The organism is Paraglaciecola psychrophila 170 (assembly GCF_000347635.1).
Lineage (GTDB): Bacteria > Pseudomonadota > Gammaproteobacteria > Enterobacterales > Alteromonadaceae > Paraglaciecola > Paraglaciecola psychrophila.
Window position 1 is genome coordinate 2,948,389 of the sequence record NC_020514.1, and the last position, 22,905, is coordinate 2,971,293.

General features: G+C 40.4%; 16 protein-coding genes and 1 pseudogene. 8 read left to right on the forward strand and 9 right to left on the reverse strand.

Annotated features, from left to right (window positions below):
• Positions 1-468: 468 nt before the first annotated feature.
• Positions 469-1,494: pseudogene (locus C427_RS24970) on the reverse strand (IS110 family RNA-guided transposase).
• Positions 1,495-1,933: 439 nt separating this feature from the next.
• Positions 1,934-2,533, reverse strand: a complete 600-nt coding sequence (locus tag C427_RS12895) for a glutathione S-transferase (protein WP_007641752.1) — start codon at positions 2,531-2,533, stop codon at positions 1,934-1,936.
• A gap of 214 nt (positions 2,534-2,747) precedes the next feature.
• Between C427_RS12895 and C427_RS12900 the strand changes: the two genes are divergently transcribed.
• A complete protein-coding gene (locus tag C427_RS12900; RefSeq protein WP_007641750.1) occupies positions 2,748-5,084 on the forward strand; it encodes a peptidase U32 family protein in 2,337 nt (778 codons plus the stop codon).
• 150 nt (positions 5,085-5,234) lie between these two features.
• On the opposite strand, the gene C427_RS12905 is transcribed toward C427_RS12900, so the two are convergent.
• Positions 5,235-5,528, reverse strand: a complete 294-nt coding sequence (locus tag C427_RS12905; RefSeq protein WP_007641749.1) for a high-potential iron-sulfur protein — start codon at positions 5,526-5,528, stop codon at positions 5,235-5,237.
• Between the two features lie 417 nt (positions 5,529-5,945).
• Here C427_RS12905 and C427_RS12910 point away from each other — a divergent pair, with 417 nt between their 5' ends.
• Both C427_RS12910 and C427_RS12915 read left to right on the forward strand, forming a co-directional pair.
• Positions 5,946-6,359, forward strand: a complete 414-nt coding sequence (locus C427_RS12910; protein WP_007641743.1) for a S24 family peptidase — start codon at positions 5,946-5,948, stop codon at positions 6,357-6,359.
• Positions 6,347-7,618 (forward strand): Y-family DNA polymerase, encoded by a 1,272-nt coding sequence (locus C427_RS12915; protein ID WP_007641741.1) that lies wholly within the window; start codon positions 6,347-6,349, stop codon positions 7,616-7,618. Before C427_RS12910 ends, C427_RS12915 begins: the two co-directional genes overlap by 13 nt.
• Positions 7,619-7,850: 232 nt before the next feature.
• Here C427_RS12915 and C427_RS12920 read toward each other — a convergent pair whose 3' ends face one another.
• Positions 7,851-8,297, reverse strand: coding sequence for a hypothetical protein (locus tag C427_RS12920; protein ID WP_007641739.1), 447 nt, complete (start codon positions 8,295-8,297; stop codon positions 7,851-7,853).
• A 385-nt stretch (positions 8,298-8,682) separates the two neighbouring features.
• On the opposite strand from C427_RS12920, the gene C427_RS12925 reads away from it, so the two are divergent.
• Both C427_RS12925 and C427_RS12930 read left to right on the forward strand, forming a co-directional pair.
• The gene (locus tag C427_RS12925; protein ID WP_007641737.1) at positions 8,683-10,311 is read left to right on the forward strand and encodes an ATP-binding cassette domain-containing protein; all 1,629 of its coding nucleotides are present in this window, start codon (positions 8,683-8,685) and stop codon (positions 10,309-10,311) included.
• Between the two features lie 207 nt (positions 10,312-10,518).
• Positions 10,519-11,199, forward strand: a complete 681-nt coding sequence (locus C427_RS12930) for a hypothetical protein (protein WP_007641730.1) — start codon at positions 10,519-10,521, stop codon at positions 11,197-11,199.
• Between the two features lie 68 nt (positions 11,200-11,267).
• On the opposite strand, the gene C427_RS12935 is transcribed toward C427_RS12930, so the two are convergent.
• From C427_RS12935 to C427_RS12945, 3 genes are all read right to left on the reverse strand, one after another.
• Positions 11,268-11,654 (reverse strand): MmcQ/YjbR family DNA-binding protein, encoded by a 387-nt coding sequence (locus C427_RS12935; protein WP_007641728.1) that lies wholly within the window; start codon positions 11,652-11,654, stop codon positions 11,268-11,270.
• A gap of 67 nt (positions 11,655-11,721) precedes the next feature.
• Positions 11,722-12,285, reverse strand: coding sequence for a phosphoribosyltransferase (locus C427_RS12940; protein ID WP_007641726.1), 564 nt, complete (start codon positions 12,283-12,285; stop codon positions 11,722-11,724).
• A 100-nt stretch (positions 12,286-12,385) separates the two neighbouring features.
• A complete protein-coding gene (locus tag C427_RS12945; RefSeq protein ID WP_007641724.1) occupies positions 12,386-13,597 on the reverse strand; it encodes a lipoprotein-releasing ABC transporter permease subunit in 1,212 nt (403 codons plus the stop codon).
• A 130-nt stretch (positions 13,598-13,727) separates the two neighbouring features.
• On the opposite strand from C427_RS12945, the gene C427_RS12950 reads away from it, so the two are divergent.
• Genes C427_RS12950 through C427_RS12960 form a run of 3 tightly spaced genes read left to right on the forward strand, consistent with a single transcriptional unit; the run spans position 13,728 to position 19,503 of the window.
• The gene (locus C427_RS12950; protein WP_007641723.1) at positions 13,728-14,321 is read left to right on the forward strand and encodes a PilZ domain-containing protein; all 594 of its coding nucleotides are present in this window, start codon (positions 13,728-13,730) and stop codon (positions 14,319-14,321) included.
• Positions 14,322-14,344: 23 nt separating this feature from the next.
• Entirely contained in the window at positions 14,345-17,839 is a 3,495-nt protein-coding gene (gene mfd / locus C427_RS12955) for a transcription-repair coupling factor (RefSeq protein WP_007641722.1), read from the forward strand.
• On the forward strand, positions 17,839-19,503 hold the full coding sequence (locus C427_RS12960) for a CsiV family protein (RefSeq protein ID WP_007641721.1): 1,665 nt from the start codon (positions 17,839-17,841) through the stop codon (positions 19,501-19,503). Before mfd ends, C427_RS12960 begins: the two co-directional genes overlap by 1 nt.
• Positions 19,504-19,649: 146 nt before the next feature.
• On the opposite strand, the gene C427_RS12965 is transcribed toward C427_RS12960, so the two are convergent.
• Both C427_RS12965 and C427_RS12970 read right to left on the reverse strand, forming a co-directional pair.
• The gene (locus C427_RS12965; protein WP_007641719.1) at positions 19,650-22,286 is read right to left on the reverse strand and encodes a TonB-dependent receptor plug domain-containing protein; all 2,637 of its coding nucleotides are present in this window, start codon (positions 22,284-22,286) and stop codon (positions 19,650-19,652) included.
• Positions 22,287-22,394: 108 nt separating this feature from the next.
• A complete protein-coding gene (locus C427_RS12970) occupies positions 22,395-22,889 on the reverse strand; it encodes a RidA family protein (RefSeq protein ID WP_007641717.1) in 495 nt (164 codons plus the stop codon).
• Between the last annotated feature and the right edge of the window lie 16 nt (positions 22,890-22,905).

A 22,905-nucleotide genomic window follows, 5' to 3' on the forward strand; every position in this document is an offset into this window, starting at 1 on the left:
CAATATAGTCTGATAGTTTGAATTCTCTTAAGGAATTATGAGGACATATATGGACGCTCCCGTGATGTCAACATAGTACTGTACCTTCGTGCTGATTTTCAGCACAAATACCGTTTTAATCTTCTTTTACCGTTAGTCTGTTGTGTTGAAGGCAGTCTTAAAAATGGCTTAGTTCTGACATATATTCAGGCTCTTTATTGAAATGGTTTTATCATTTCAGGCCTCTGATGAACTCCGTTCCGGGTACCGGGTACCACATCGCCTTTAAAATACCCACACGGATTAATAATCCTTGTCATAGCCTGGCTTTGATGTGGTAGGGCATAACGTTTCCTCATCATATACTGACTAAGCGGGTTGGTAAAAAGGTGTTATCCCGAGTCTTGCCTTCCACAACACCCACACAGGCTTGGTGCCTTTGTCCACAACGGAATTAAGCAAAACTGGGATAACGTAAACTGTTTCATATTATGCGCTCAGGTTGGCTGCTGTAACGCGATAGTGCTCTTGGCGAGAAAGTAATATCCAGATTAAACGAGCCAAACGGTGAGCCATGGCGACTGCCACTTTATTAAACGGTTTGGTTGCACGAAATTTCAACGCCCACAAAGCTAATGGGCCTGTGCTTTTTGCTGCTCGGCTGACAAAGGCTCTCGCACCGTGTATCAATTGTTTACGTAAGTAACGGTCTCCACGCTTAGTAATGCCGCCCATTTTACTGATATTACCCGATGCATGTGGTTTGGGCGTCAGCCCTAACCACACTGCAAACTCTTTAGGATTGTTAAACGCCTGGCCTTTGTCGATGGCGGCTAACAACGCAGAAGCATTAATCACACCGATACTAGGAATACTGCGTAGGATTTTTCCGCTTTCACTTGCATCGACAAATTAATCTAACTGTTTTTCAATACTTTTGAGACGGTTAAGTGTGATGTCATATTCGCTCAACATGTCTATCACCATATCTTGTAGTCGATGACTGTATTGAGGGTTATCTATCACACTGGTTAACCCATTTAGCAGGGCTTTGTGACCACAAGGAAACACTACCCCAAACTCACTCAATAGCCCTTTAGCTTGATTACTCATCGCTGTTTTGTTTTTGATAAGTCGCTCACGGATACGATGTAAGCAGGATATTTCCTGTTGGTGCTCAGACTACACCAGCACAAAGCGGATATGAGCTCGTTGGCTGGCCTCTGCTATGGCAAAAGCATCGTTGTGGTCATTCTTGTTACCTCGCACAAAGGGCGTGACATGTTGGGCAGGGATAAGCTTGGTATCATGGCCTAATTTCGCTATTTCTCGCCCTCAGTAATGAGATGAGTAACAAGCCTCCATGACCACCACAGTCGGTGACTGCTGGCGCATAAAGTCGAGTAACTCATTGCGCTTTAACATCTTATTAAACTGAGGTTTTATATGCTCATTCACCCCGCATACTTGAAATACATTCTTTGCTAAATCGATAGTAATTGTTTTAAGCTTCATCTTGGACGTTCCCTATGTAAATAGTCTTGTTGGAAATACTATTTTGGCGCATTGACGCCGTATTAGGGAGCGTCCATCTCATCATCCATCGTAAGAGAATAGAAAATTGGCTTTGCCGATACCCTCTCTGGTGGCTTTGCCACTGCTTTCCCCGCATTTAAAGTTTCAGCACAAAAAGGCTTGTTTTAGGGGCAAATGACAAGCGGACGCCGCGCGGGACGTCATTTGAGTGGAGCTTGAAGGGATACATTCGCAACGACAAAGCGGTTGGCGCCCATAAAATAAGTCTTTTTGTGCGGTTAAAAACTTTAGTCGCGGCGGCTTCTTTTTGGTTACTTTTTCTTAGCTTTAGAAGAAAAAGTAACTGATTCGAAGGGATTCGAGGCAAAAACGTCATGGATAACGGTAAGCGTTAGCGCATAAAAAAAGACCACAGCCCTTACTCCCCACCACCAACCCAAAACTCATGTTTAGCCATCACCCTAGTAAACATCCCACTCTGCAAATAAAAATTAAGCCACTGCCTAACCCGCGGATAAGGCGCCTGCAGATACCATTGACGTTCAACCTTAGCAAACTGCCGAATAAACGGCACCAATGCAATATCTGCCAAGCTCTCTTGTGCTGACATTAAAAAAGAACTTTCAATTAAGCGATTTTCAAGCTCCTGAATAAACACCTCGCAGGCCTGCCTACACTCGATAACGTTATCTTCACGATACCGTTTAGAAGCCTTATAAGCGTTCAAACAGGTTTTAAATTCATTATCAAATTGTGCAATCAACTTCAGCATGCTTGGTAACGCGCTTTTATCATGGGAGTGCAACAAATTATCAGGGTCGTTATTTGTTAGCGCCCACAACATAACATCTAGACTTTCGTCAATTACAGTCGGTGGCCGTTGTTCATTATCTAACACTAAAATAGGTACGGTGCCTTTGGCCGAAGCCGCGAGCATTTCAACAGGTTTTTGCTTGAGATTAACCTCTCTTAAATCAATCTGAAGCTGGGCTTTATGTATGCCTATTCTCGCTCGCATCGCATACGGGCAGTTTCGTAATGAGTACAGTATCGGGACTGGCATGTTTATAGGCAGTGGCATATTGGGTATTTATCGCTGTTTTGTACTTACTAACTCACTAAACCGAGCACTTTGCCGTGTTTACCTAGAATAATCTACTGTAGCGATATTCATTGGCCAAATATACGGGTAATATCCGCGCTTTAAAATTAACCGACTATATATTATCTACATGAAGCATAAAATTGAATTGTTAGCCCCAGGCGGTGATGTTGATGCCATTAAAGCGGCCATTATTGCCGGTGCTGATGCCGTCTATTGCGGTCTTGATACCTTTAATGCCCGTAATCGTGCGTCTAATATTTCTTTTGATGAACTTGTAGGAGTCATTCGGCTCGCGCATCAGTATCAATGCGAAATCTTTCTGACCTTAAATATTGTGATTTTGGAACGGGAATTTACCACCCTAGCTAAGTTGTTAAGTAAGCTGGTGAATACCACGCTAGATGGGGTGATTGTTCAAGATATAGGGATGTTTAACCTGATTAAAAAACATTTTCCTAGCCTTGATATCCATGCATCAACACAGCTCACTACCCACAATGCCGGGCAGATTGGTTTTCTCAAAAAACTGGGCGCATCGAGAGTTAATTTATCCAGAGAGCTAAACCTCAGGGAAATAACTGAGTTAACCGCGGTGAGCCGCGAACACGATATCTTAACTGAAGTGTTTGTGCATGGTTCACTTTGTGTGGCCTTCTCGGGTTTATGTTATTCCACTTCAGCAAGCGTGGGTAATTCGGGTAACCGTGGTCGTTGTAGTCAGGCGTGCCGTGAAGAATATGAAACCACAGCAACAGGTCATAATTTCCCGCTCAATATAAAAGATAACTCTGCATTTTTTGATTTACCTGCGTTAATAGAGGCTGGCGTGACCTCTTTTAAAATAGAGGGGCGAATAAAAGGCGCAAGTTATGTGCATACAGTGGTGGATAGTTTTCGTAAGCAAATAGATGGCTTTATTAAAACAGGTCAATTGCTTGAAGACGGCGAACGCCTTTATAAAGTATTTAATCGGGACTTTTCAAATGCGTTTTTGCGTGGTGATTTAAACCAGTCGATGTTTATTGATAATCCACGAGATAATTCAAAAAACCATGCCATCGCTAAAATCAGCAGTACTAACGACAAAAATCTAATTTCCGTAGTGCAAATTCAAGAAGTCGAACACACACTTTACCAAGAAAAAAACGAAATTAATGATGCGGTAAAAGACAAAATTCAATATTTAAGTATCGATAAAGTGCCTTTAACTCTCAGCTTTTCGGGTCAATCAGGCAGTCCATTAAGTCTAACTGTTAGCATAGAAAATAACACACAAGAACTATCGACCCAACAGACTCCATTAGTTAATATCTCCAAAACGGCAGCGAAAAGTTTTGTACTTCAATCCACAAGTCTATTAACTAAGAGTGAGCACAATGGGATTGATCACATCACTCTTGATAAACGTTTCAGAAGCTTAGGCAATGCTGAATACGTACTTAAGGAAATCGAGTTACGCGACTTATCAGCCAAGCTTAGTGTTCCCTTTAGTGAGCTGACATCTCTCAAAAACGAAGCCGCCCGTGTATTGAATCATTCCAAGGCGTTATTACCTGCAGTCACATTACCTGAACTAGAAAGACATACTAAGAACGCCGATAGCCTTGCAGATACACAGCCCCAACTTTCTATATTAATCAGTGACGAGTCAGATATTCATTTAACCACAGTCACCTCTGCTGATATTTATTTTAAATTACCCGACGCCTACAAACGCGATTGCACTAAATATATCGATTTCTTATCAGCAAACCCACGCCTCATCCCTTGGTTTCCTGCTGTATTGATTGGTAAGGATTATGATGTGGCGATTAATATTTTAGAGCAAGTGGCACCGCCTTTAATTGTCACTAACAACACGGGTATCGCGTACAGAGCAAATCAACTAGGGATAGAATGGATAGCGGGCCCCTTTTTAAATACCACCAATTCTTATGCCTTAATGGCCATGAAAGAAGAATTTGATTGCAGCGGCGCGTTTATTTCTAACGAGCTTAATCAACAACAAATGAAAAACATTGCACGGCCTGCAAACTTTAAATTGTTTTACAGTATCTATCATCCCATCTTGTTAATGACCAGCAGACAGTGTTTCTTCCAACAAAGTGTGGGTTGTGATAAACCAAGAATAGATAATGGTTGTATGCTGTCGTGTGATAAATCAACCAGCATTACCAACCTTAAAGGTGTGTCGTTTGCGATTGATAAACAAAAGGCAGGTTACCCAAGTATTTATAATCAAGATCAGTTTTTAAATATGCAGGTCATCAATGACTTGGCTGATTTATTTGACGGTTTTTTAATTGATTTAACCAATATTGGAGCCGGTGATAAAGCCTCACCTGACAAAGTCGCATTGATTAGCCAGTTCGAACAATTATTGGCGGGTGATGCAAAGGTAGAAATGACCTTAAACTCGATGGTAATAGAGTCAACAGTCAGTCAATACCATACTGGTTTGTGAATAAGGCGAAGACGCATCATTGCTGAGACTGCTGCACGCTATTGTTTTTCGTAAAAATGTCTTTTGTGTAAATAACAATAAGGCTGATTTTTAAGCAGCCTTATTGTTTATGAAATGCTTAAATTAACGGTGTTAATCTACTCAAGTAATTTATCCCGCTTTCTTCATCCAAGCTGAACACCAACCTTTAGCGTTCACTACTTTACCAGGGAAAATTCCGCATGGGCGCCACTCTTTACCGTCCTCACCTTGAATATATTGGCAATTTGAGCAATGTGCGCCTTCAATCTTTGATTCATGCACATACTTAAGGGCAATGGCAGTTGGATCATCAAGCGCCACTTGCTCTTGTGCGTTAGCGCGTAATGCCACCCCACCTAGGGTCAATCCGATAATAGATGAACCTGATATTTTTAAAAAGTCACGGCGGTTAACGTTGTTCATAATTGATATCCTAATTGGTAGACGAAAATAGTAATGATTCTCTTTTACGTTACCCCTAAAATGCAAAAAACCCGCTTTTAGGGCGAGTTTTTAGGGCTAACATTTTTTAAATTCAACTCTTTATACTTATGTACAAAGAAATTAGATCCATTAAAAGTGTGTAAAATATGTAATTGTTTTGGTTCTTAAAATATTGGGGACAATTTACCTGTAGTGTGTTGCCATTTGTCCGGCTGTTTTGATGCCAAAATTTGTAAGTCTATTTTCGGGGATACTTGTAAAAATTGCAATATTTAAATAAGCAACATTCATTGATAGTTACAGATCCACTATATCAGTAACTATCGATGAATGTTCTTGCTATCTAGTATATAGTTCGCGCTATAATACTGTACACCCATACAGTATTGAGACGTAATGAATATTATACCGATCAAGGCTCAGGCTGGCATAACCGGTTTCGAGTCACCCGCGTCAGAGTACCAGACTCTACCCATGTCTCTTGATGAAATACTCATTGATCACCCCACTGCCACGTTTGTAGGGCTTGCTGTAGGAGATAGCATGACAGGCCACGGCATATTTGATGGCGATGTATTAATTGTTGACCGGGCAGCCAGGCAAGCCAATATGGATATCATAGTGGCTACGTTAAATGGTGTATTCATGTGTAAGCTCTATGACCGTAAAAAGCAGTGCTTATTGTCAGGGCTCGATATTTACAAGGCCTACCAACTAACCGATGGCGATGAATTCTTAGAAGAAGGCATTGTTATTCGCTCGATTAGAAATCACCGCCAATCAACAAAGCTGGCAAGATGTTTGCGTTAGTCGATGTTAATAGCATGTATGCCTCATGCGAGAAAATTTTCGATCCACTTGCCCGGCGAACTGGCGTCATTGTGTTAAGTAACAACGATGGCTGTGTAGTGGCCATGTGTAAGTTAGCTAAAGCCAAACTAGGTAATGTAAAGTTTCAACCGTACTTCAAAATTAGCAAACAAGTTGCAGCATCTGGCGTAATAGTGCGCAGCTCTAACTATGAATTATATTCAGACTTGTCTGCATCGATAATGGATATCCTCAGCCGATACTCGCCCGAGCAACATATTTACTCAATTGATGAATCGTTTCTTCGTTTTCAAACCCAACCCAAAGACAGTTGGTGGCATCTGGGAAAGGAAATAAGGCGGGTAATATGGCAAGAGGTCAGGCTACCAGTCTGTGTGGGTATGGGGCCGACTGCGACATTAGCTAAAGCGGCTAACCATTACGCAAAGAAGAACAAAAATACAGGTGGCGTCAGCATTATTGATAAACAAAACATCATGACGGTGCTGCAAGGAATGGCTATTGAAGATGTGTGGGGGATCGGGGGGCGCTTAGGTAAAAAGCTAAGGGTTATGGCGATTGATAATGCGTGGAAGCTTTCGCAACAACCCGCCAAACTAATGCGTCAGCAGTTTTCTGTAAATATCGAGCGCACAGTAAGGGAATTACAAGGTGAGTCATGCTTAACATGGGATGAAGTAAGAAGCCCTAAACAACAAATATTCTCTACTCGAGCATTTGGTGAAAAAGTCACTGATTATGCATCATTAGAACAAAGCTTAGTGATGCATGGTGAAAAAGTCGCCAAAAAAGCCCGTAAGCAAGGTAGCTTAATAAAGATGATGGTAGCATTTGCTCATTCCAGTCCGTTCTCAGATGGGCAGATTTACCGGCGCAACATACATCATGGTTTTTTTGATGCTACCGCTGATAGCCGCGACCTAGCCATTGCGGCTAGCGAAGCGGCAAAGCAAATATATCGTCCCGGTGTGTTATTCCATAAATCAGGTGTAGGCGCTATTGAGTTGGTAGATGACGCAATGTATCAGCGAGATATGTTTTCAGTACAAGGCCGTGATCCTCGGGTTATGGCCGCACTAGATACCATTAATCAACGTTTTGGTCCCGACTCTTTATCATTAGCGGCAAAAGGTATTCAAGGAAAGTGGCAAATGCGCAGAGAGATGAAGTCTCCTAATTACACCTCATCATGGTTAGATATGGTGAGGATAAATTGTAGTCATATCATCAAAAAATAATATCGACAGCCCATAAGAATTAAAGAAATAAAGAAATAAACACCAATTTATTAAGCTTCTGAGTGATACAAATAAACTCAAAAGTTGAGTCACTCTGTTGCGAAATTATATCGTATCCATGTTGATTGAAAGCAAGTTCGACTAAAAAAAATATGCCAACAGCCCGCTGCGAGTGAAGATTGACAGTTGGATAAATGACAAAATGAATGTGCATACATAAAACATCAATGACTTATCTAAAAGTGACTTCACGCATTAGTGCATTACCGCTTAAGTGACGCATAACAACACGTTCTCCACTGCTTTCTTCTAATTTAGCAATAGTGCTCTTAGACCATTGCATATAGGCTTTGTATCGCTCATCATCTTGCGCTTTGGTGGCCATGGTTTCAAACATGGTAATTAAATACATGTCTGGCTCCCCGTCTCTAGGATACTGGTTGATAATGACTTTGTAGCCATTAATCCAGCCTTTAGACTTAGCAAACTCCTGTGAATCACGCCATTTGGTCGATAGATGTTTGGCATAATTTAACCATTGACCATCAACAACTGTGATTGAGGATACCTCCCAATAATCTCCATTTTTAAACACACGCTCGTCGGCAGCTAATGTGTTAAAAGACAGCAAGCTTAACAAACAAATTAACACACTAGGTTTTGTTATAAATGTTTTCACTGAACAATCTCCCTTCCGTTTTACTTTGCTTAGCGCTCCAATAGTGCCATTTTTAGACAAAGCAATATTACATTAGCAGCTGTTTAATAAATGAGCAAAAATTAAGAAAGCCGACAGAGCCATAACACATTAAATCATGAATATTTTATTGCCATGTTAATGTTTGAGCACTTACAAACTCACTTTTTGTGTTGTAAAGTACATGACCGCCACTAAGAGACTTTGAGCCAATGAACAAATAACGTCTGACATTAATTCAGTATTTAATTTGAATTATCAGGGTTATTGGCTTCTTCAATTGGTGTCTGTCTCGAAAATCATCTTACGTTTTCGGTATGCCATACTGATTAAATTTAGCGCCCTGAATTATCAGGAGACGTTTATTTTGACACGCTTAACACTTAGCAATATTTCATTACAGCATAGCAATGGTGGTATGCTGTTTTGCCACATCAACTTCAATTTACCCGAAGGACTAACCGCACTTGTAGGTGAAAATGGTGTTGGTAAATCCTTACTGGCAGACATTATTAGAGGAAAAGTTAAGGCAACCACAGGAACCGTTGAAGTTATCGGGCCACTTTTCTTTCTAGGGCAAAATACACACGTTGCTTTTACTCGTAATGAAACAGTGGCAGAGTATCTTGGGGCTGCATCTAAACTTGATGCACTTAAAAATATTGATGGTGGCAGTATTGCACCACAAGACTATCAAACAGTCGGTGACGATTGGCTATTTGCTGCTACCTTTAAAGTACAATTGGCAAAACTATCCAAACACATAACCGCATATTCAAAATTATCTGAATTAAGTGGTGGCGAATTAATAAAAGTGATGTTGTGGAGCCTTTTTTTTAAGGCTGAGTTGCAAGATGGCATACTGATACTCGACGAACCCAGTAATCATTTAGATAGTGAAACCAAACAGTGGTTAACAGAGAAATTATTATCTTTCACAGGTAGGTGTTTGCTGATTAGCCATGACCGCATGTTACTTAACCTTTGTCGACATATAGCAAAACTAACCCCCGGGGGTATAGAGTTAGTTGAATCAAATTATGATGCGTTTGAACTACAGAACTTGCAACACGAGAAAGCGACAGCCAAAAAGCTGAATCAATTACAGGTACTGCAAAACAAAGCAATCCTCAGCGCGCAGCGTGATACAGAAAAAGCACAAAAACGTGCTAGCCAAGGAGCGAATAAAGGTAAAAAAGGAGGAATGCCTAAAGTGTTACTGGGTGCTAAACAACATAAAGCCGAGTCATCATTAAGCGCAAAAATAACACAGCATCAATCCAAAATAACGAATATCGAGCAACAAATACAAGCAGCGAAAACTGACAATACACTTAAACCGATACAATTTGGGTTTAGGACCAATCTACAAAAAATGAAAAGACTGATTAATCTGCAAGAGATCACCCTGCCACACACGAATAACACAATATCGATGGAAGTTAAGCAAGGCGAAAAATGCTATTTGAATGGTATCAATGGATCGGGGAAATCGACACTCTTACACCTATTAAAGAATCTTTCAGGTGCCCAGGATAGGCGACAAGAAATCGGGTATAAAGATATATTAGAAACACTGAGTGTTAGTGGTTCAGCCCACATAAACACCCAAATTTGTTTGTTAGACCAGCATTGTTCATTGATACAGAGCCAAAATAACATGTTAGAAAATTTGTCTTACTTTTGTTCACATCTAAGTCACTCAGAACTACGTACTTTATTGGCAACTAACGGATTTAGAAAAGATAAAGTATTTCAAAAGGCAGGGTTACTCAGTGGAGGAGAGAAAATGCGACTGGCGATGCTAATTGCTAGTCAACACCAGAATAGCTTATTACTACTTGATGAGCCTGACAATCATCTTGATATTAGAAGTAAGCATATATTGTCGGATGCTTTACTCCGCTATAACAGTGGCTTCATTTTAGTGAGTCATGATCAAGAGTTTGTTTCAAAATGTGGGATAACCCATACGTATTCGTTAACTATTGACTAAAGCCAGCGTTTACATAATTCAGTTGTGTTGTATCAGTCAAGGATAATGTTTATCCTTGCTAAGCGTCATAGAATAAGGCCATGAAAATTGCTTATTTTATGGCAACTATTCGGATTTACATGCCAATATGCGGTATATCTACTAATTAAACAACAATAACGACGGATGGTTTTTGTCGTTTATTTTTAATGTTCACTAAGAAGTATTATGACTGAAATAATATATCCAGTATGGCGTCAGCGATTAGCGAGGAGTTTGCATGTCAATCGCAGTCAAGTGCAATCAAAGTATTATCAAGTGGCAAGTGTGTGCTCAAATGGAGCGCCTAAAAACAGAACCATGGTATTTAGGGGGTTCTTACCAGACACCCAGAGTCTGTTGTCTGTGACTGACATAAGAAGCGATAAGATTGAAGAGTGGCAAGGTGAAAATCAGTCGCGATTTGAAATTTGTTGGTATTTTTCTGACTCTAGAGAACAATACCGTTTAGCAGGAGAAGTAGCATTGATATCTGACTCGTTAGAACCGAGCTATGAAAGTTCAGTCTTAGGAAATCAGAGGAAGAATAGTCTTTTAAAACAACAATGGTCAAACTTGTCAATAAACGCTAAACAACCTTTTTACTCAAGCAGCCCTAAAGCACCATTTGATGAAGATTCAATACTGCCTATTCCAGAAGATAGACTAGGTAACCAAGTCAACAATGAGGTTAATCGCAACATTACGCAAAGCAATGTTGCTGACCATGACAACGATATTAGTAACAATTTTTGTGTTTTGGTTTTTATTCCATACACCGTCGACTATTTGGACCTAAAATCTAAACCGCAGCAAAGATGTCTTTACGATATCCAAGATGACTGGAAAGAACGAGTCGTCAATCCTTAACAGTAATTAACTTTGCCTAAGATTATAAACCGAATACTAACAAGTTTAGTTTTGCTAAATATTATGTATTAAAGATGTAGCAAAATCGATTCTTGGTCTTTTGTAATCATATTACTTACTACCAAATTGAAAGAGTTATCCATCATCCGCTGTATTTCCCCTTCAGGGACTGAGCCATCTAGCTTGACTGTATTCCAATGTACTTTACTCATATGATAACCGGGAATAACGGATGGGAAGATGTCTCGCAGCATAATGGCTTCTTGAGGATCACATTTAAGGTTCATCCAACAAATACCATTATCGGTATCATCTGACTCATTGTCTTTGCCTAAGGCCAAAGTCGCAAACATTTTATGTTTGACTTTGAACACAGATACGCCATCACCAAAAGGAAATGTTTCAACTGTAAAAGGTTTGTTTAATAGGTATTCTCTGGCTTGTTTTTGATCCATCTACTTTTCCTTAAATAATAAAAAGGGTAGTCACCCGCCCTAACTTATAAACTGAGGTTTGCTGAAATTAATCTTGCTTCAACAGATGCATTACGTTTTTTAAATCTGTTTTGCCTTTAATAATTTCATCTGGTGTGAGTCCAGATATTTCATGGGGAAAGACTAACCATTCGTCACTTTCGTGCACATAATAATCAGGCACGATGTCAGTTTTGTTATTTTGAGGTTTATAATACGGACAAGCTATACGCACATCTTTTGGCATATTTGCCCGAGATAAATTTTTAATTTGTTTCATCAAAGCTTCAACACTGCGGCCTGAATCAAATACGTCATCAACAATTAATAGGCTGTCTTCGGCATTGGCGTTTTCAATCAAGTAATGTAAACCGTGCACTTTGATGGTTTTAGATTGTTGACCAATTCCATAATATGAAGAAGTACGCACGGCTATATGATCAGTTTCAACTTTCTTAAAATCAAAATACTCTTGCACTGCGATACCAATGGGTGCACCGCCACGCCAAATACCGATTATAAAATGTGGGCGAAAGCCACTTTCATAAACTTGAGCGGCTACTCGAAATGAATCTTCAAGTAGCTGTTGTGCAGTGATAAACGTTTTTTCCATTACATGAACCTTAAAATTTAGAGCGCAGTTGACAACGCGGCTGCACCCAAGGTGCAGCAAGATAAAACTTATAGCCTACTATTGTATACCGAAGCTCGACTTATTCATATTTTAAAGCATCCGCCGGATTAACTCTTACGGCGCGATACGCTGGATAAAGGCTAGCCAGAAAACATAAAATAAGTGACGTGACAATAAGAAATACCACTTGTTGCCATTGTAAATCGGTGGGAACACCCTGCCCCCCGGGGCTCAAAAATATGGGTAAATTAAATAACTTGATCACATTATTGATTTGAGTCACCAATAATACACCCGTCACCACACCAATCGCAGTGCCTTTTATACCGTTGTAAATACCATTAAACAGAAAAATACCCATAATATTATTGCGGGTCATGCCCTGCGTTAAGAGTATAGCGATATCACCTTGTTTCTCGGTCACCACCATGACCAGAGCCGATACTATGTTAAAAGCTGCGACCGAGATAATTAGCAACAACATCAGCGACATCATATTCTTTTCCATCTTCACTGCGTCGAATAACACGCCCTGCTGGTCACGCCAGTTGGTTGAGCTATAGCCTTGGGCTTCTAATGCCTGCACCACACTTTTATAATTAAAGGCATCAGCTAAAAACAAACGTGTTTGGGCTAATTTCGATTTTTTACCTCTTAATAACCTAGCGGCATCATCAATGTGCATTAACACGGCTTTATCGTCCAAGGCAGAGCCCATATCAAATATGCCTACGACGCGGAACACTCTCTGGCTGTAGATACGCCCAAAGGGACCGAAGTAACTGTTTTCAGACGCGATCAGACGGGCTGGTTCGCCCATCCGTAAATTTAATTTAATAGACAGAGCGCGGCCAATGATAATTCCATATTCACCTTTAACTAAATCGGTCAGCCGGCCGGATAACATATTTTCAGCAATAATTGAGGAGCGCTGCATCACATCGGGTTGAATGCCTTGAAACATGACCCCTTTGAGCCCTTGAGAGGATTGCACTATGCCTTCTGAATCGATCTGTTGGGCGCTGGCAATCACACCTTCAATATGCTCGAACATATTAGGTGTAATATCAGTATCAATCTTTTTTTGTACCAACACATGAGGCGTGATCCCTAAATTGCGTAATTTAAGTTCCCCTTCAAAACCATTCATCACAGATAAAACGGTGATCAAGGCCATCAAGCCAAGGGCGATGCCTGCAACAGAGAAAAAATTTATAAATGCAATAAAATGACTGCCTTTAGTAGCTTTGGCGTAACGTAAACCAATAAAGGCTGAAAGTGGGTAAAACATAAAAAAGAAACTCTTATAACAACAAAACAGTTAAAAAAATAAAGGTTTAACTGTTGGTATAGTGATGAATGATGTTGAATAATACGTGCCTGAAGTAAATCTAACAAGCAAAGCAAAGCTGGGAGAGAATATGCAGAACTTAACGCTTTATCAAAAACATCAACAATTCGATGAGTTTTTTATGATCAATCACAATATTCCAGTCAATATGCGTTTATTAGCAGACGATTTTGTATTGCCCGAAATTGATGATTTACATCAACATATGCCTTACGAGTTTCAAATAGCTAGCGAACTTTCTGCCATCGACACAAAAGCCTTGCGACCACTTCGGCGTTTAGGTGAACACGCCATTGAGCTAGCAGAATTTCTGAATCATCAATCGCGAAAAATTGATTTAATGATGTCTCTGATTTTGCAACAACATGCAAATCATAAACATACTTATGATTCGATACAATTTGGCGGCGGCGGCATAGTTCTTAGTTGTGAAAACGAATTATCAATAGGCGGTACCATTGAACTCAAGCTATTTCTAAGAGAAGAGGCCTCAGCCATTTTTTGTTTTGCTGAAGTTATTGCTTGTAAGCCTGTCGATGACACGTACCATGTGTCCTTGATTTTTACTCGTATACGTGAAGAAGATCAAGACTTGTTAGTCACAGCCAGTTTACATTTACAAACGGCAAATTTACGTAAACGCAAGAACCAAGAAAAAACCTAAAAGAACTAAAACGAAAGCGATCAATGACTCAGAGTATTTTTTCACCGCCTTTACCAAACAACACCCTTAAAACCAAAAATGATATTCGCCATTGGGGTAATCTCCAAGGCAGCAGCACGGCTCTTGTCTTGGCCAATGCCACGAAGCTGGCGACTGGCCCAATATTATTGGTTACCGCAGATACACCCAGTGCTATTAAGCTTGAAAAAGAGCTGGATTATTTTTTGCAGGATCAATCTGTCGATGTGCAACTATTTCCTGATTGGGAAACCCTGCCCTATGACAACTTTTCACCTCATCAAGATATTGTTTCACAGCGTCTAGAAACCCTCTACCAACTCACACAAAACGAACGTAGAGTGTTTATTGTACCCATCAATACCCTAATGATGCGAATGGCACCGGTAGATTATATTAGTAGATATTTGCTGATATTGAAGATAAATCAAAAGTTAGAGATTAATAGTTTTCGCTCAGGATTAGAGCGCGCCGGCTATTTACATGTTAACCAAGTGATGGGTCACAGCGAGTTTTCTATACGTGGCAGTATCATCGATTTATTTCCTATGGGCAGTCAGCACCCTTATCGCATAGATTTATTTGATGATGAAGTGGATACCATTCGGCATTTTGATCCGGAAACTCAGCGCTCCGGTGATAAGGTTGATGAAATAAAACTGTTACCTGCCAGAGAGTTTCCCACTGATAAAGAAGCCAGTTTGTTGTTTAGGCAGCAGTATCTCGGCAAGTTTGATGCAAATAACAGCAAAGAATCTATTTATTACCAAGTAGGTAAAGGCCTAATGCCAGGTGGTATAGAATATTATTTGCCGTTGTTTTTTGAAGAAACAGCTACGTTATTTGACTACCTGAATCAAGACACCACCGTAATAATGCATGGTGATTTACAAACCGCACATGAAAATCATTGGAAAGATGTCAACCACAGATACGAACAACTGCGCTATAACCTCGCTAGGCCCTTATTGCCTCCTTCTGATATTTTTATGCGTTATGAAGAGCTATTTGGTGCCTTAAAAGAATGGCCAAGGGTTCAAATTCAAAACCAAGCCGCAGATGAGAAAAATGGTAGTGTTAACTTTGCCACTTCGCCGGTGGGTGACGTCGCTCTAAAACCACAAAATAAGGTACCCTGGACATCACTTAAACAACAAGTAGACCTGTGGCAAAAACAAAAAGTTAAAGTGTTGTTTAGCGCTGAATCTGCCGGGCGCCGTGAAGGTCTTTTAGAGATACTCGTAAAAGCAGAAATTAAACCCAAGGTTTTTGAAAGTTTTGATGACTTTATTAAAAGCGCCGAACCTGTTGGTATTTCTGTAGGTGCTGCCGAGTTTAGTTTTTTATTAAATGAACCAAAATGCGCGATTGCGTTTATCACCGAGACAGAATTACTCGGGCATAAAATCAGCCATCGTCGCAAGCGTGACAAACGCCAAGGCACCGATGAACATGCCATAATTCGAAACTTGGCAGAAATGCAGGTAGGCCAGCCAGTGGTGCATTTTGAACACGGAGTAGGTCGTTATTTAGGTTTGCAAACCCTAGATGCAGGCGGTATTACCACAGAATACCTAACCATCGAATATGCCAAACAATCAAAGTTATATGTACCTGTTGCATCTCTGCACTTAATTAGCCGTTATAGCGGCGGTGATATTGACCATGCACCTCTGCATCATTTAGGCACCGACACCTGGTCTAAAGCCAAGAAAAAAGCTGCGGAAAAAGTCCGTGATGTAGCCGCTCAATTATTAGATGTGTACGCTAGACGAGCTGCCAAACCTGGTTATGCGTTCAAAATTGCGTGGGACGAATATCAATCGTTCAGTGACAGCTTCCCCTTTGAAGAAACCATAGATCAGCAAAAAGCCATTAATGCCGTGATCCAAGATATGGGCTCGGCCAATGCCATGGACAGATTAGTTTGTGGTGATGTTGGTTTTGGTAAAACTGAAGTCGCAATGCGCGCAGCTTTTATTGCTGCCAATCAGGGTAAACAAGTTGCGATATTGGTCCCTACCACGTTACTTGCCAGTCAACATTTTGAAAATTTTAAAGATCGGTTTGTGAATTGCCCTTTCAGAATTGAAGTATTGTCTCGATTTGTAAGTGCCAAAGATGCGAAAGAAACCATTAAGGCTATCGGTGAAGGTAAAGTTGATATAGTAGTGGGCACACATACGTTGTTACAAGACAGCCTTAAATTTAGTGACTTAGGTTTGGTCATCATCGACGAAGAACACAGGTTTGGGGTGCGCCAGAAAGAAAAATTCAAAGCGCTGCGTTCAGATGTAGACATTCTAACGTTAACCGCTACCCCGATCCCAAGAACCCTGAATATGGCGTTAAGTGGGATGCGCGACTTGTCTATTATCGCCACCCCTCCGGCTAAACGTCTGCCAATCAAAACCTTTGTACAGCAACGTAACAAAGGGTTAATTCGCGAAGCTATCATGCGTGAAATCTTGCGTGGTGGTCAGGTTTATTTCTTGCATAACGAAGTAGATACCATCGAGAGCACAGCACAAGAAATTGCAGAAATAGTCCCCGAAGCACGAATCGCTATTGGCCATGGCCAAATGCGTGAGCGTGAACTCGAAAAAGTCATGGCCGATTTTTATCACCAACGTTTTAATGTGTTGTTGTGTACCACTATTATTGAAACAGGTATCGATGTGCCATCAGCTAATACAATAGTAATGGACCGGGCTGATCACCTTGGCCTGGCCCAATTACATCAATTGCGTGGTCGTGTTGGTCGCTCGCATCATCAGGCCTATGCCTATTTGCTTACACCGCATCCAAGGCGATTAAGTAAAGATGCTGCGAAACGCCTAGATGCTATTTCATCGCTAGAAGAATTAGGCGCAGGTTTTGCCCTTGCCACTCATGATTTAGAAATTCGTGGCGCGGGGGAATTATTAGGCGATGGACAATCAGGGCAGATTTCCAGTATTGGTTTTACCTTATATATGGATATGCTGGACCAAGCAGTTGAAGCACTTAAAGAAGGCAAAGAGCCCTCTTTGGAAGCCGCTCTGGCTGAACAAACGGATATTGATTTACGTTTGCCGGCTCTGTTCCCGGATGATTATATTCCTGATGTGAATATGCGTTTATCTTTGTATAAAAAGTTGGCTAGTTGCAAAGATGAAAGAGCCGTCAATGAATTACAAATAGAACTGATAGACAGATTTGGTTTATTACCTCAAAGTGCTAAAAACCTGTTAGATATGGCTATGCTTAAATTAAAAGCCAAACTAATTGGTATTTCTAAAATAGAAGGTACTAATAAAGGTGGATTTGTAGAGTTCTCACAGAAAACCCAGATTGACCCAAGCTTTATTATCAAGCTAATTCAGTCGCAACCTAGAATTTACAAATTAGATGGGCCGCAAAAACTTAAATTTAACGTGCCTACTGAATCCGCCAAAGATAGACTTGAACTGTTCAATAATATGCTAACCGAGTTTAGCCAACAATTACGGGCTGCTTAATGACAGATAAAATGACTGTTCATACTCTAAAACAAATAATCATGGGTGCTTTTTCTTCAAGAGGTGCCATTGCAATTCTGCTTACTGCCAGCGTTTTAACTCAATCTGCGAATGCTGTTGAAAATGAGTGGTGGTTTGATGTAGAAGTGATTTTATTTGAACGCAATTTAGAGACGGTCAATATCTCTGAAAAATTCAAACAATCACGGCTTGAAAAACCATCTAGCGACATTCTGGATTTACTTACGCCTTATTTGAAACCTGATTTAAGCTATTTACGGGCTGGTTTGCCGTATTGCCGGGCTTCAAAGCAACTAGCAGTAAAAACACAATATGAACAAGATTTTGCCTTTGCCATGCCAGTGCTCAAAACCAATGCGTCATCTTTTGCGCAGAAAGATGAAGAACAAAAACAAAAAAGCCAAATCTTAGCCGTTGACGCTGATGAAAACTTTCAATATCAAGTCGCTTCTACAGATATATTTGCAAATACCGATAACAGTAAACCTTCAGCTAAGACCGCTGACGCCGGAAATGTTAGTTTTTATAACTCAGAACAAAACCTTAATAATGACGAAGATCATCAAGCCAACACAGCTCAAACTCCAGAGACAAATTTAGCTCGCCCCCCTATTGAGGTGAAATTCGTCGAATGGCAACTTCCTAGTAATTTACTGTGTGCCTATGCCGAACAAATTGATCCATCTTTTGATTCGATTATAGCATTACAAAGTGACAGTACTAGCGGTCAGCATAGTGATCTAATAAAGCGCGTTCCCGACATCATAGACGGAACTGAATGGCAAACAAAACGCGGTGCCTTTTTGTTACCCACAGCAACCATGTATATGAATGAGTTGTATGAGAAAATTAAAAAGCAGCGAGATATCACACCAATCCTACATGTAAATTGGCGTCAAGAAGTTAAATTTGGACGAGAAGATGCACACACATTTAGATTGTTTGCAGGTGAAAACTTTGCAGAGCAATTTGATGCCAATGGTATACCTGTAGTTGACGATACAGATAGTTTGTTTGATAGTTTGAATCAACCTACAGACGAGTATTACCTACCTGACCAAGAACTAGTCGGGTTAACTCCAGAACAACAACAAGCGCTCATAAAACATATTAATGGCATAGGAGCAGAAGCAGTAACTGAAGACTTATTTGCAAGAATTGCTGCTGCGTTGGCAGATGAATCGCCCATCAATATTGAACAAGACGACACCCAAAATACGCAGCAAACACCTATGGAAAATACTGCAATTCTCAAAGAACTATGGAGATTAGACGGTGGTATAACCGTCTACCTGCGTAACGTTGGGCGCATACCCTATTTGCACATCGATAGTAATTTGGATTTTAGACAACCAATATTCGATCTAAAGAAAGCTTTGCGAGTACCAGGTTTATCGACTAATTACTCTGGCCAAGATGCAATAGCAGTCAACCCGTTGCTGCAACCGGGCTCTTTACAAACGATCTCGCAACAACCGAATTTTTTACGGAGTGTTAATTTTAATCAGCTGAGGCGTGTGATCAGCAAACAAGTCCATTATTTTGACCATCCATTATTTGGTATGATAGTACGCATTAATCGTTATCGTTGGCCAGAAACTGAACAAGAAACCGACATAAATAACTCTGAATCACATCATTGATTTTTATTTAGCGCCCTAGTAAACCTGGTGCTAATGATAAACGACTTTCATAAGCCCCAGCTTTGACAAAGCAGTATTATATTAATGACCGAGCACAAAAAAGCCGTCATATATGACGGCTTTTGAATTTAACAACAGTTTAAATATTAAAAGATATAGTTCAAACGTGCGTAGTAGTAACCACCTTGCCAATCAACGTTATTGCCTGACCAGTATACGGCCCCACAACAATCGTCACTTGAACCGTTAACACCATCCTTTTCGGGGTAAGTATCAAAGATATTTCGAGCACCTGCTGCTAGAGATAAACCATCATTAATTTGATAATTCAATTCTAAATCGAACATCACACCTGCATCATACTCCTGTACGACCGTTGCAGAAGAGTTAATAGCATTTTCATATGTGCCGTAAAAATTAGCACGTATCAGTACACTTAACATATCAAAACTATGCTTAGCAGATAATACGCCACGCCATTTAGGAAGTGCATTTTCTAAATCATACTCATCTTCACTGTTCAGGTACAAAGATGCATCTGAATCAATTTCAGTTGAGTTATAGTTTAATGACCCAGTTAAAACGGTGTCATCCATAGTATAAGTAGCAACAATATCCATACCATTAGTGACAGTATCAAAAGCATTTTGGAAGTAATTTACGCCACCAATAGTATTTGCCCCGTCAACATCTGCCGCAACCAATGCCAAATATTTATCATAGGCATCACCAGAATCTGGATCCGTTGATACATCAATTGTAGATACCGCATAAAAACGGTCTTCTAGCTCAATGCGATAAAAGTCGACAGTAAGGCTTAATGCATCAAAACTACCCGCCATACCTAAACTATAGTTCAAAGATGTTTCAGGTTTTAATGCATCTGCACCAAGAGCCTGACCAACAGAGCTTAATGCAGGGAAAAGACCGGTAGCCACTGGAAGGCCATCTGGCAATCGAGTAGAAACGTTTGTAGTACCTTGTTGTCCTGGTGTAGGCGCTCTAAAGCCTGTTCCTACAGAGCCACGTAAATTAACATCATCAGTTAAACTGTATTTGAAGGCGACTTTACCTACTAATTCAGAACCAAAATCAGAGTAATCTTCATATCGTAAGGCGCCTTGCAGGAATAACGCATCAGTAACATCGGTACTTAGATCTACATATATTCCTGCCATATCACGGTCGTAAGTCTCTGAATATATGTCAGAGTATCCAGGGAAGCCGTTAGAGCCTACACCTACTGCGGTATATACGGCATCATCAGAATCAGTACAATCTAAAGTAGAACCTACTGAAATCACTGCTAAACCGTCAGTGCTAGCTGAACCATCATCATTACAAAAACCATGAGGATCAGGACTTGAATACGCGCCGACATTATAAGAATCTGGGTCACCTTCCACTAGCTCATAACTTTCTTCCATATAAGTTAAACCAAAGGCTAGTACAACTTCGGTAGAAAATCCCATATCAAAAAACTGAGTAAAGTCAGCTGACAATTGCAATTCTTCGTTAATCAAGTCACCAGGGTGAAATTTAGTTGGAGAATCGGGACCCATAGAAGGGTTAATAGTATTTTCCAATGTGTATTCAATTTTATTTGACCCATAACGCGCACTGAAGTCATACTTCATTTCGTTGGCAAACTCACCTTCCAAGCCACTGACTAATGAGAAATCAGTAATTTCACCAGTAAATCTAGGCGTAAAACCACCCGGGAATTTTTCAAGAGGTGAATATAGTGAACCGTTTTCTAAGCGAATATCTTCAATGGTACCGTTACCTGGGTAACGATAATAAAAACTACCATCACCTTCACTGGCAGAATAGTTACCAAATGCATATAACTTCATGGTATCGCTAAATTCATAGCCTGAGTTGAAGAACAACCGAGTAGCTGAATTATTGGGTTGTCCCCAAGGTTGTACTACATCTTCACCACCTAAATTAGCATCAGCTAAACCAGCGATAAATGCTTCCTCAGAATAACCAGATAATGAGGTATCCAGACCGGTTAAGAAATCGGCACTATTCACATCTACACATGCCCAACTTTCACAGTATTGTTCTCCGCGATTTGTTGAGCTGGTATCAGATATTTCTCCTGACAGACTAAAGAAACCTTTATCGCCAAGTGCAAAACCAATGTTACCGGTAACAGTGAATTGCTCTCCATCACCTTCATAATATTGCCCCATATCGACTGATAATGAACCACCTTCACTGTTGTCTTTCAACTGAAAGTTTATTACCCCAGCGATAGCATCTGAACCATATTGCGCTGCAGCTCCATCACGAAGTACTTCAACTCCCTTAAGTGCAGAAGAAGGAATAGTCGCAATATCTGCTCCTTGAGTACCTGAACCGCCTATTTGCACTAAAGCGGAACGATGACGTCTTTTTGAGTTAATCAAAACCAACGTTTTATCGGTTGGCATACCACGTAAGCTAGCTGGTCGTATAAAAGATCCCCCATCCGAAATAGGCTGGCGACCCAAAGAATAAGACGGAACCAAGGTTTTTAATATGTCATTAGTATCAGTAAAAGGAACAGCTACTAAGTCATCTTCACTAAATACATCGACAGGTACAGCTGAATCTGCAATTGATCTAGGTGCCCCACGAGAGCCTGTAATAATGACTTTTTCAACATTATCTGAGGCGGCATTGTCAGGCGCTGACGATTCTTGTGCCATAACCGACGACAAACCAACAGTGCTGATTGCGCAAGACATTAGACCCATTTTAATGGCTTTGCTGAGCTTATTTTGTTTTAACATGGTTTTCCCCAGTTTTATTATGTGTGTTCAAATTGATATGACTAGATTTTTTATTGTTTATTATTTTTCCCTACCTAGTTGATAGAGAAAAATGTTTATTTCGAATCGTTATTCTGGTTTAGCTATGACCATTTCGATTTCGATCAACATATTCGGCCCACCGGCTAAACCCGCGATTTGAAACGCTGAACGTGCAGGTTTATTAGGCTGTTCCTTGGTACCAAAATATTTGGTGTAGGCTTTCATAAAACCACCAAAGTCCATTTTTCCATCCATTGCAGGGTCGCCGACTAAGAAGACTTGCATTTTGATTACATCACCAAAATCCACGCCCAACTCTTTGAACGAGCCCTCAAAACGTTTAAATACATTTAATGCTTGAGTTTCAGTATCACCGTAGTATTCGCGGCTACCTTTTGTGGCTTCAGCGTTAACTGGCCCAGGCACCATGCCACTATGAAAAATGAGAGTAGTATCAGGTGTTACTTCAACAGCCCGAGAAATTGGGAACGTACTGTTATTGGGTAATGCATGGCGAGTAACGTCAGCTAATGCACTAGTGGCAAACATAGCTGTCGCTGCAAATAACATGTGTTTTTTCATAAAAATACTCCTAAAA

What these genes read in the sequence shown, in the direction of transcription:
- C427_RS12945 (WP_007641724.1), bottom strand. Translation starts at nt 13,597, where the DNA reads ATGTTTTACCCACTTTCAGCCTTTATTGGTTTACGTTACGCCAAAGCT.
- C427_RS12970 (WP_007641717.1), bottom strand. Translation starts at nt 22,889, where the DNA reads ATGAAAAAACACATGTTATTTGCAGCGACAGCTATGTTTGCCACTAGT.
- C427_RS12895 (WP_007641752.1), bottom strand. Translation starts at nt 2,533, where the DNA reads ATGCGAGCGAGAATAGGCATACATAAAGCCCAGCTTCAGATTGATTTA.
- C427_RS12950 (WP_007641723.1), top strand. Translation starts at nt 13,728, where the DNA reads ATGCAGAACTTAACGCTTTATCAAAAACATCAACAATTCGATGAGTTT.
- C427_RS12965 (WP_007641719.1), bottom strand. Translation starts at nt 22,286, where the DNA reads ATGTTAAAACAAAATAAGCTCAGCAAAGCCATTAAAATGGGTCTAATG.
- C427_RS12935 (WP_007641728.1), bottom strand. Translation starts at nt 11,654, where the DNA reads ATGGATCAAAAACAAGCCAGAGAATACCTATTAAACAAACCTTTTACA.
- C427_RS12930 (WP_007641730.1), top strand. Translation starts at nt 10,519, where the DNA reads ATGACTGAAATAATATATCCAGTATGGCGTCAGCGATTAGCGAGGAGT.
- mfd (WP_007641722.1), top strand. Translation starts at nt 14,345, where the DNA reads ATGACTCAGAGTATTTTTTCACCGCCTTTACCAAACAACACCCTTAAA.
- C427_RS12900 (WP_007641750.1), top strand. Translation starts at nt 2,748, where the DNA reads ATGAAGCATAAAATTGAATTGTTAGCCCCAGGCGGTGATGTTGATGCC.
- C427_RS12960 (WP_007641721.1), top strand. Translation starts at nt 17,839, where the DNA reads ATGACAGATAAAATGACTGTTCATACTCTAAAACAAATAATCATGGGT.
- C427_RS12905 (WP_007641749.1), bottom strand. Translation starts at nt 5,528, where the DNA reads ATGAACAACGTTAACCGCCGTGACTTTTTAAAAATATCAGGTTCATCT.
- C427_RS12910 (WP_007641743.1), top strand. Translation starts at nt 5,946, where the DNA reads ATGAATATTATACCGATCAAGGCTCAGGCTGGCATAACCGGTTTCGAG.
- C427_RS12940 (WP_007641726.1), bottom strand. Translation starts at nt 12,285, where the DNA reads ATGGAAAAAACGTTTATCACTGCACAACAGCTACTTGAAGATTCATTT.
- C427_RS12915 (WP_007641741.1), top strand. Translation starts at nt 6,347, where the DNA reads ATGTTTGCGTTAGTCGATGTTAATAGCATGTATGCCTCATGCGAGAAA.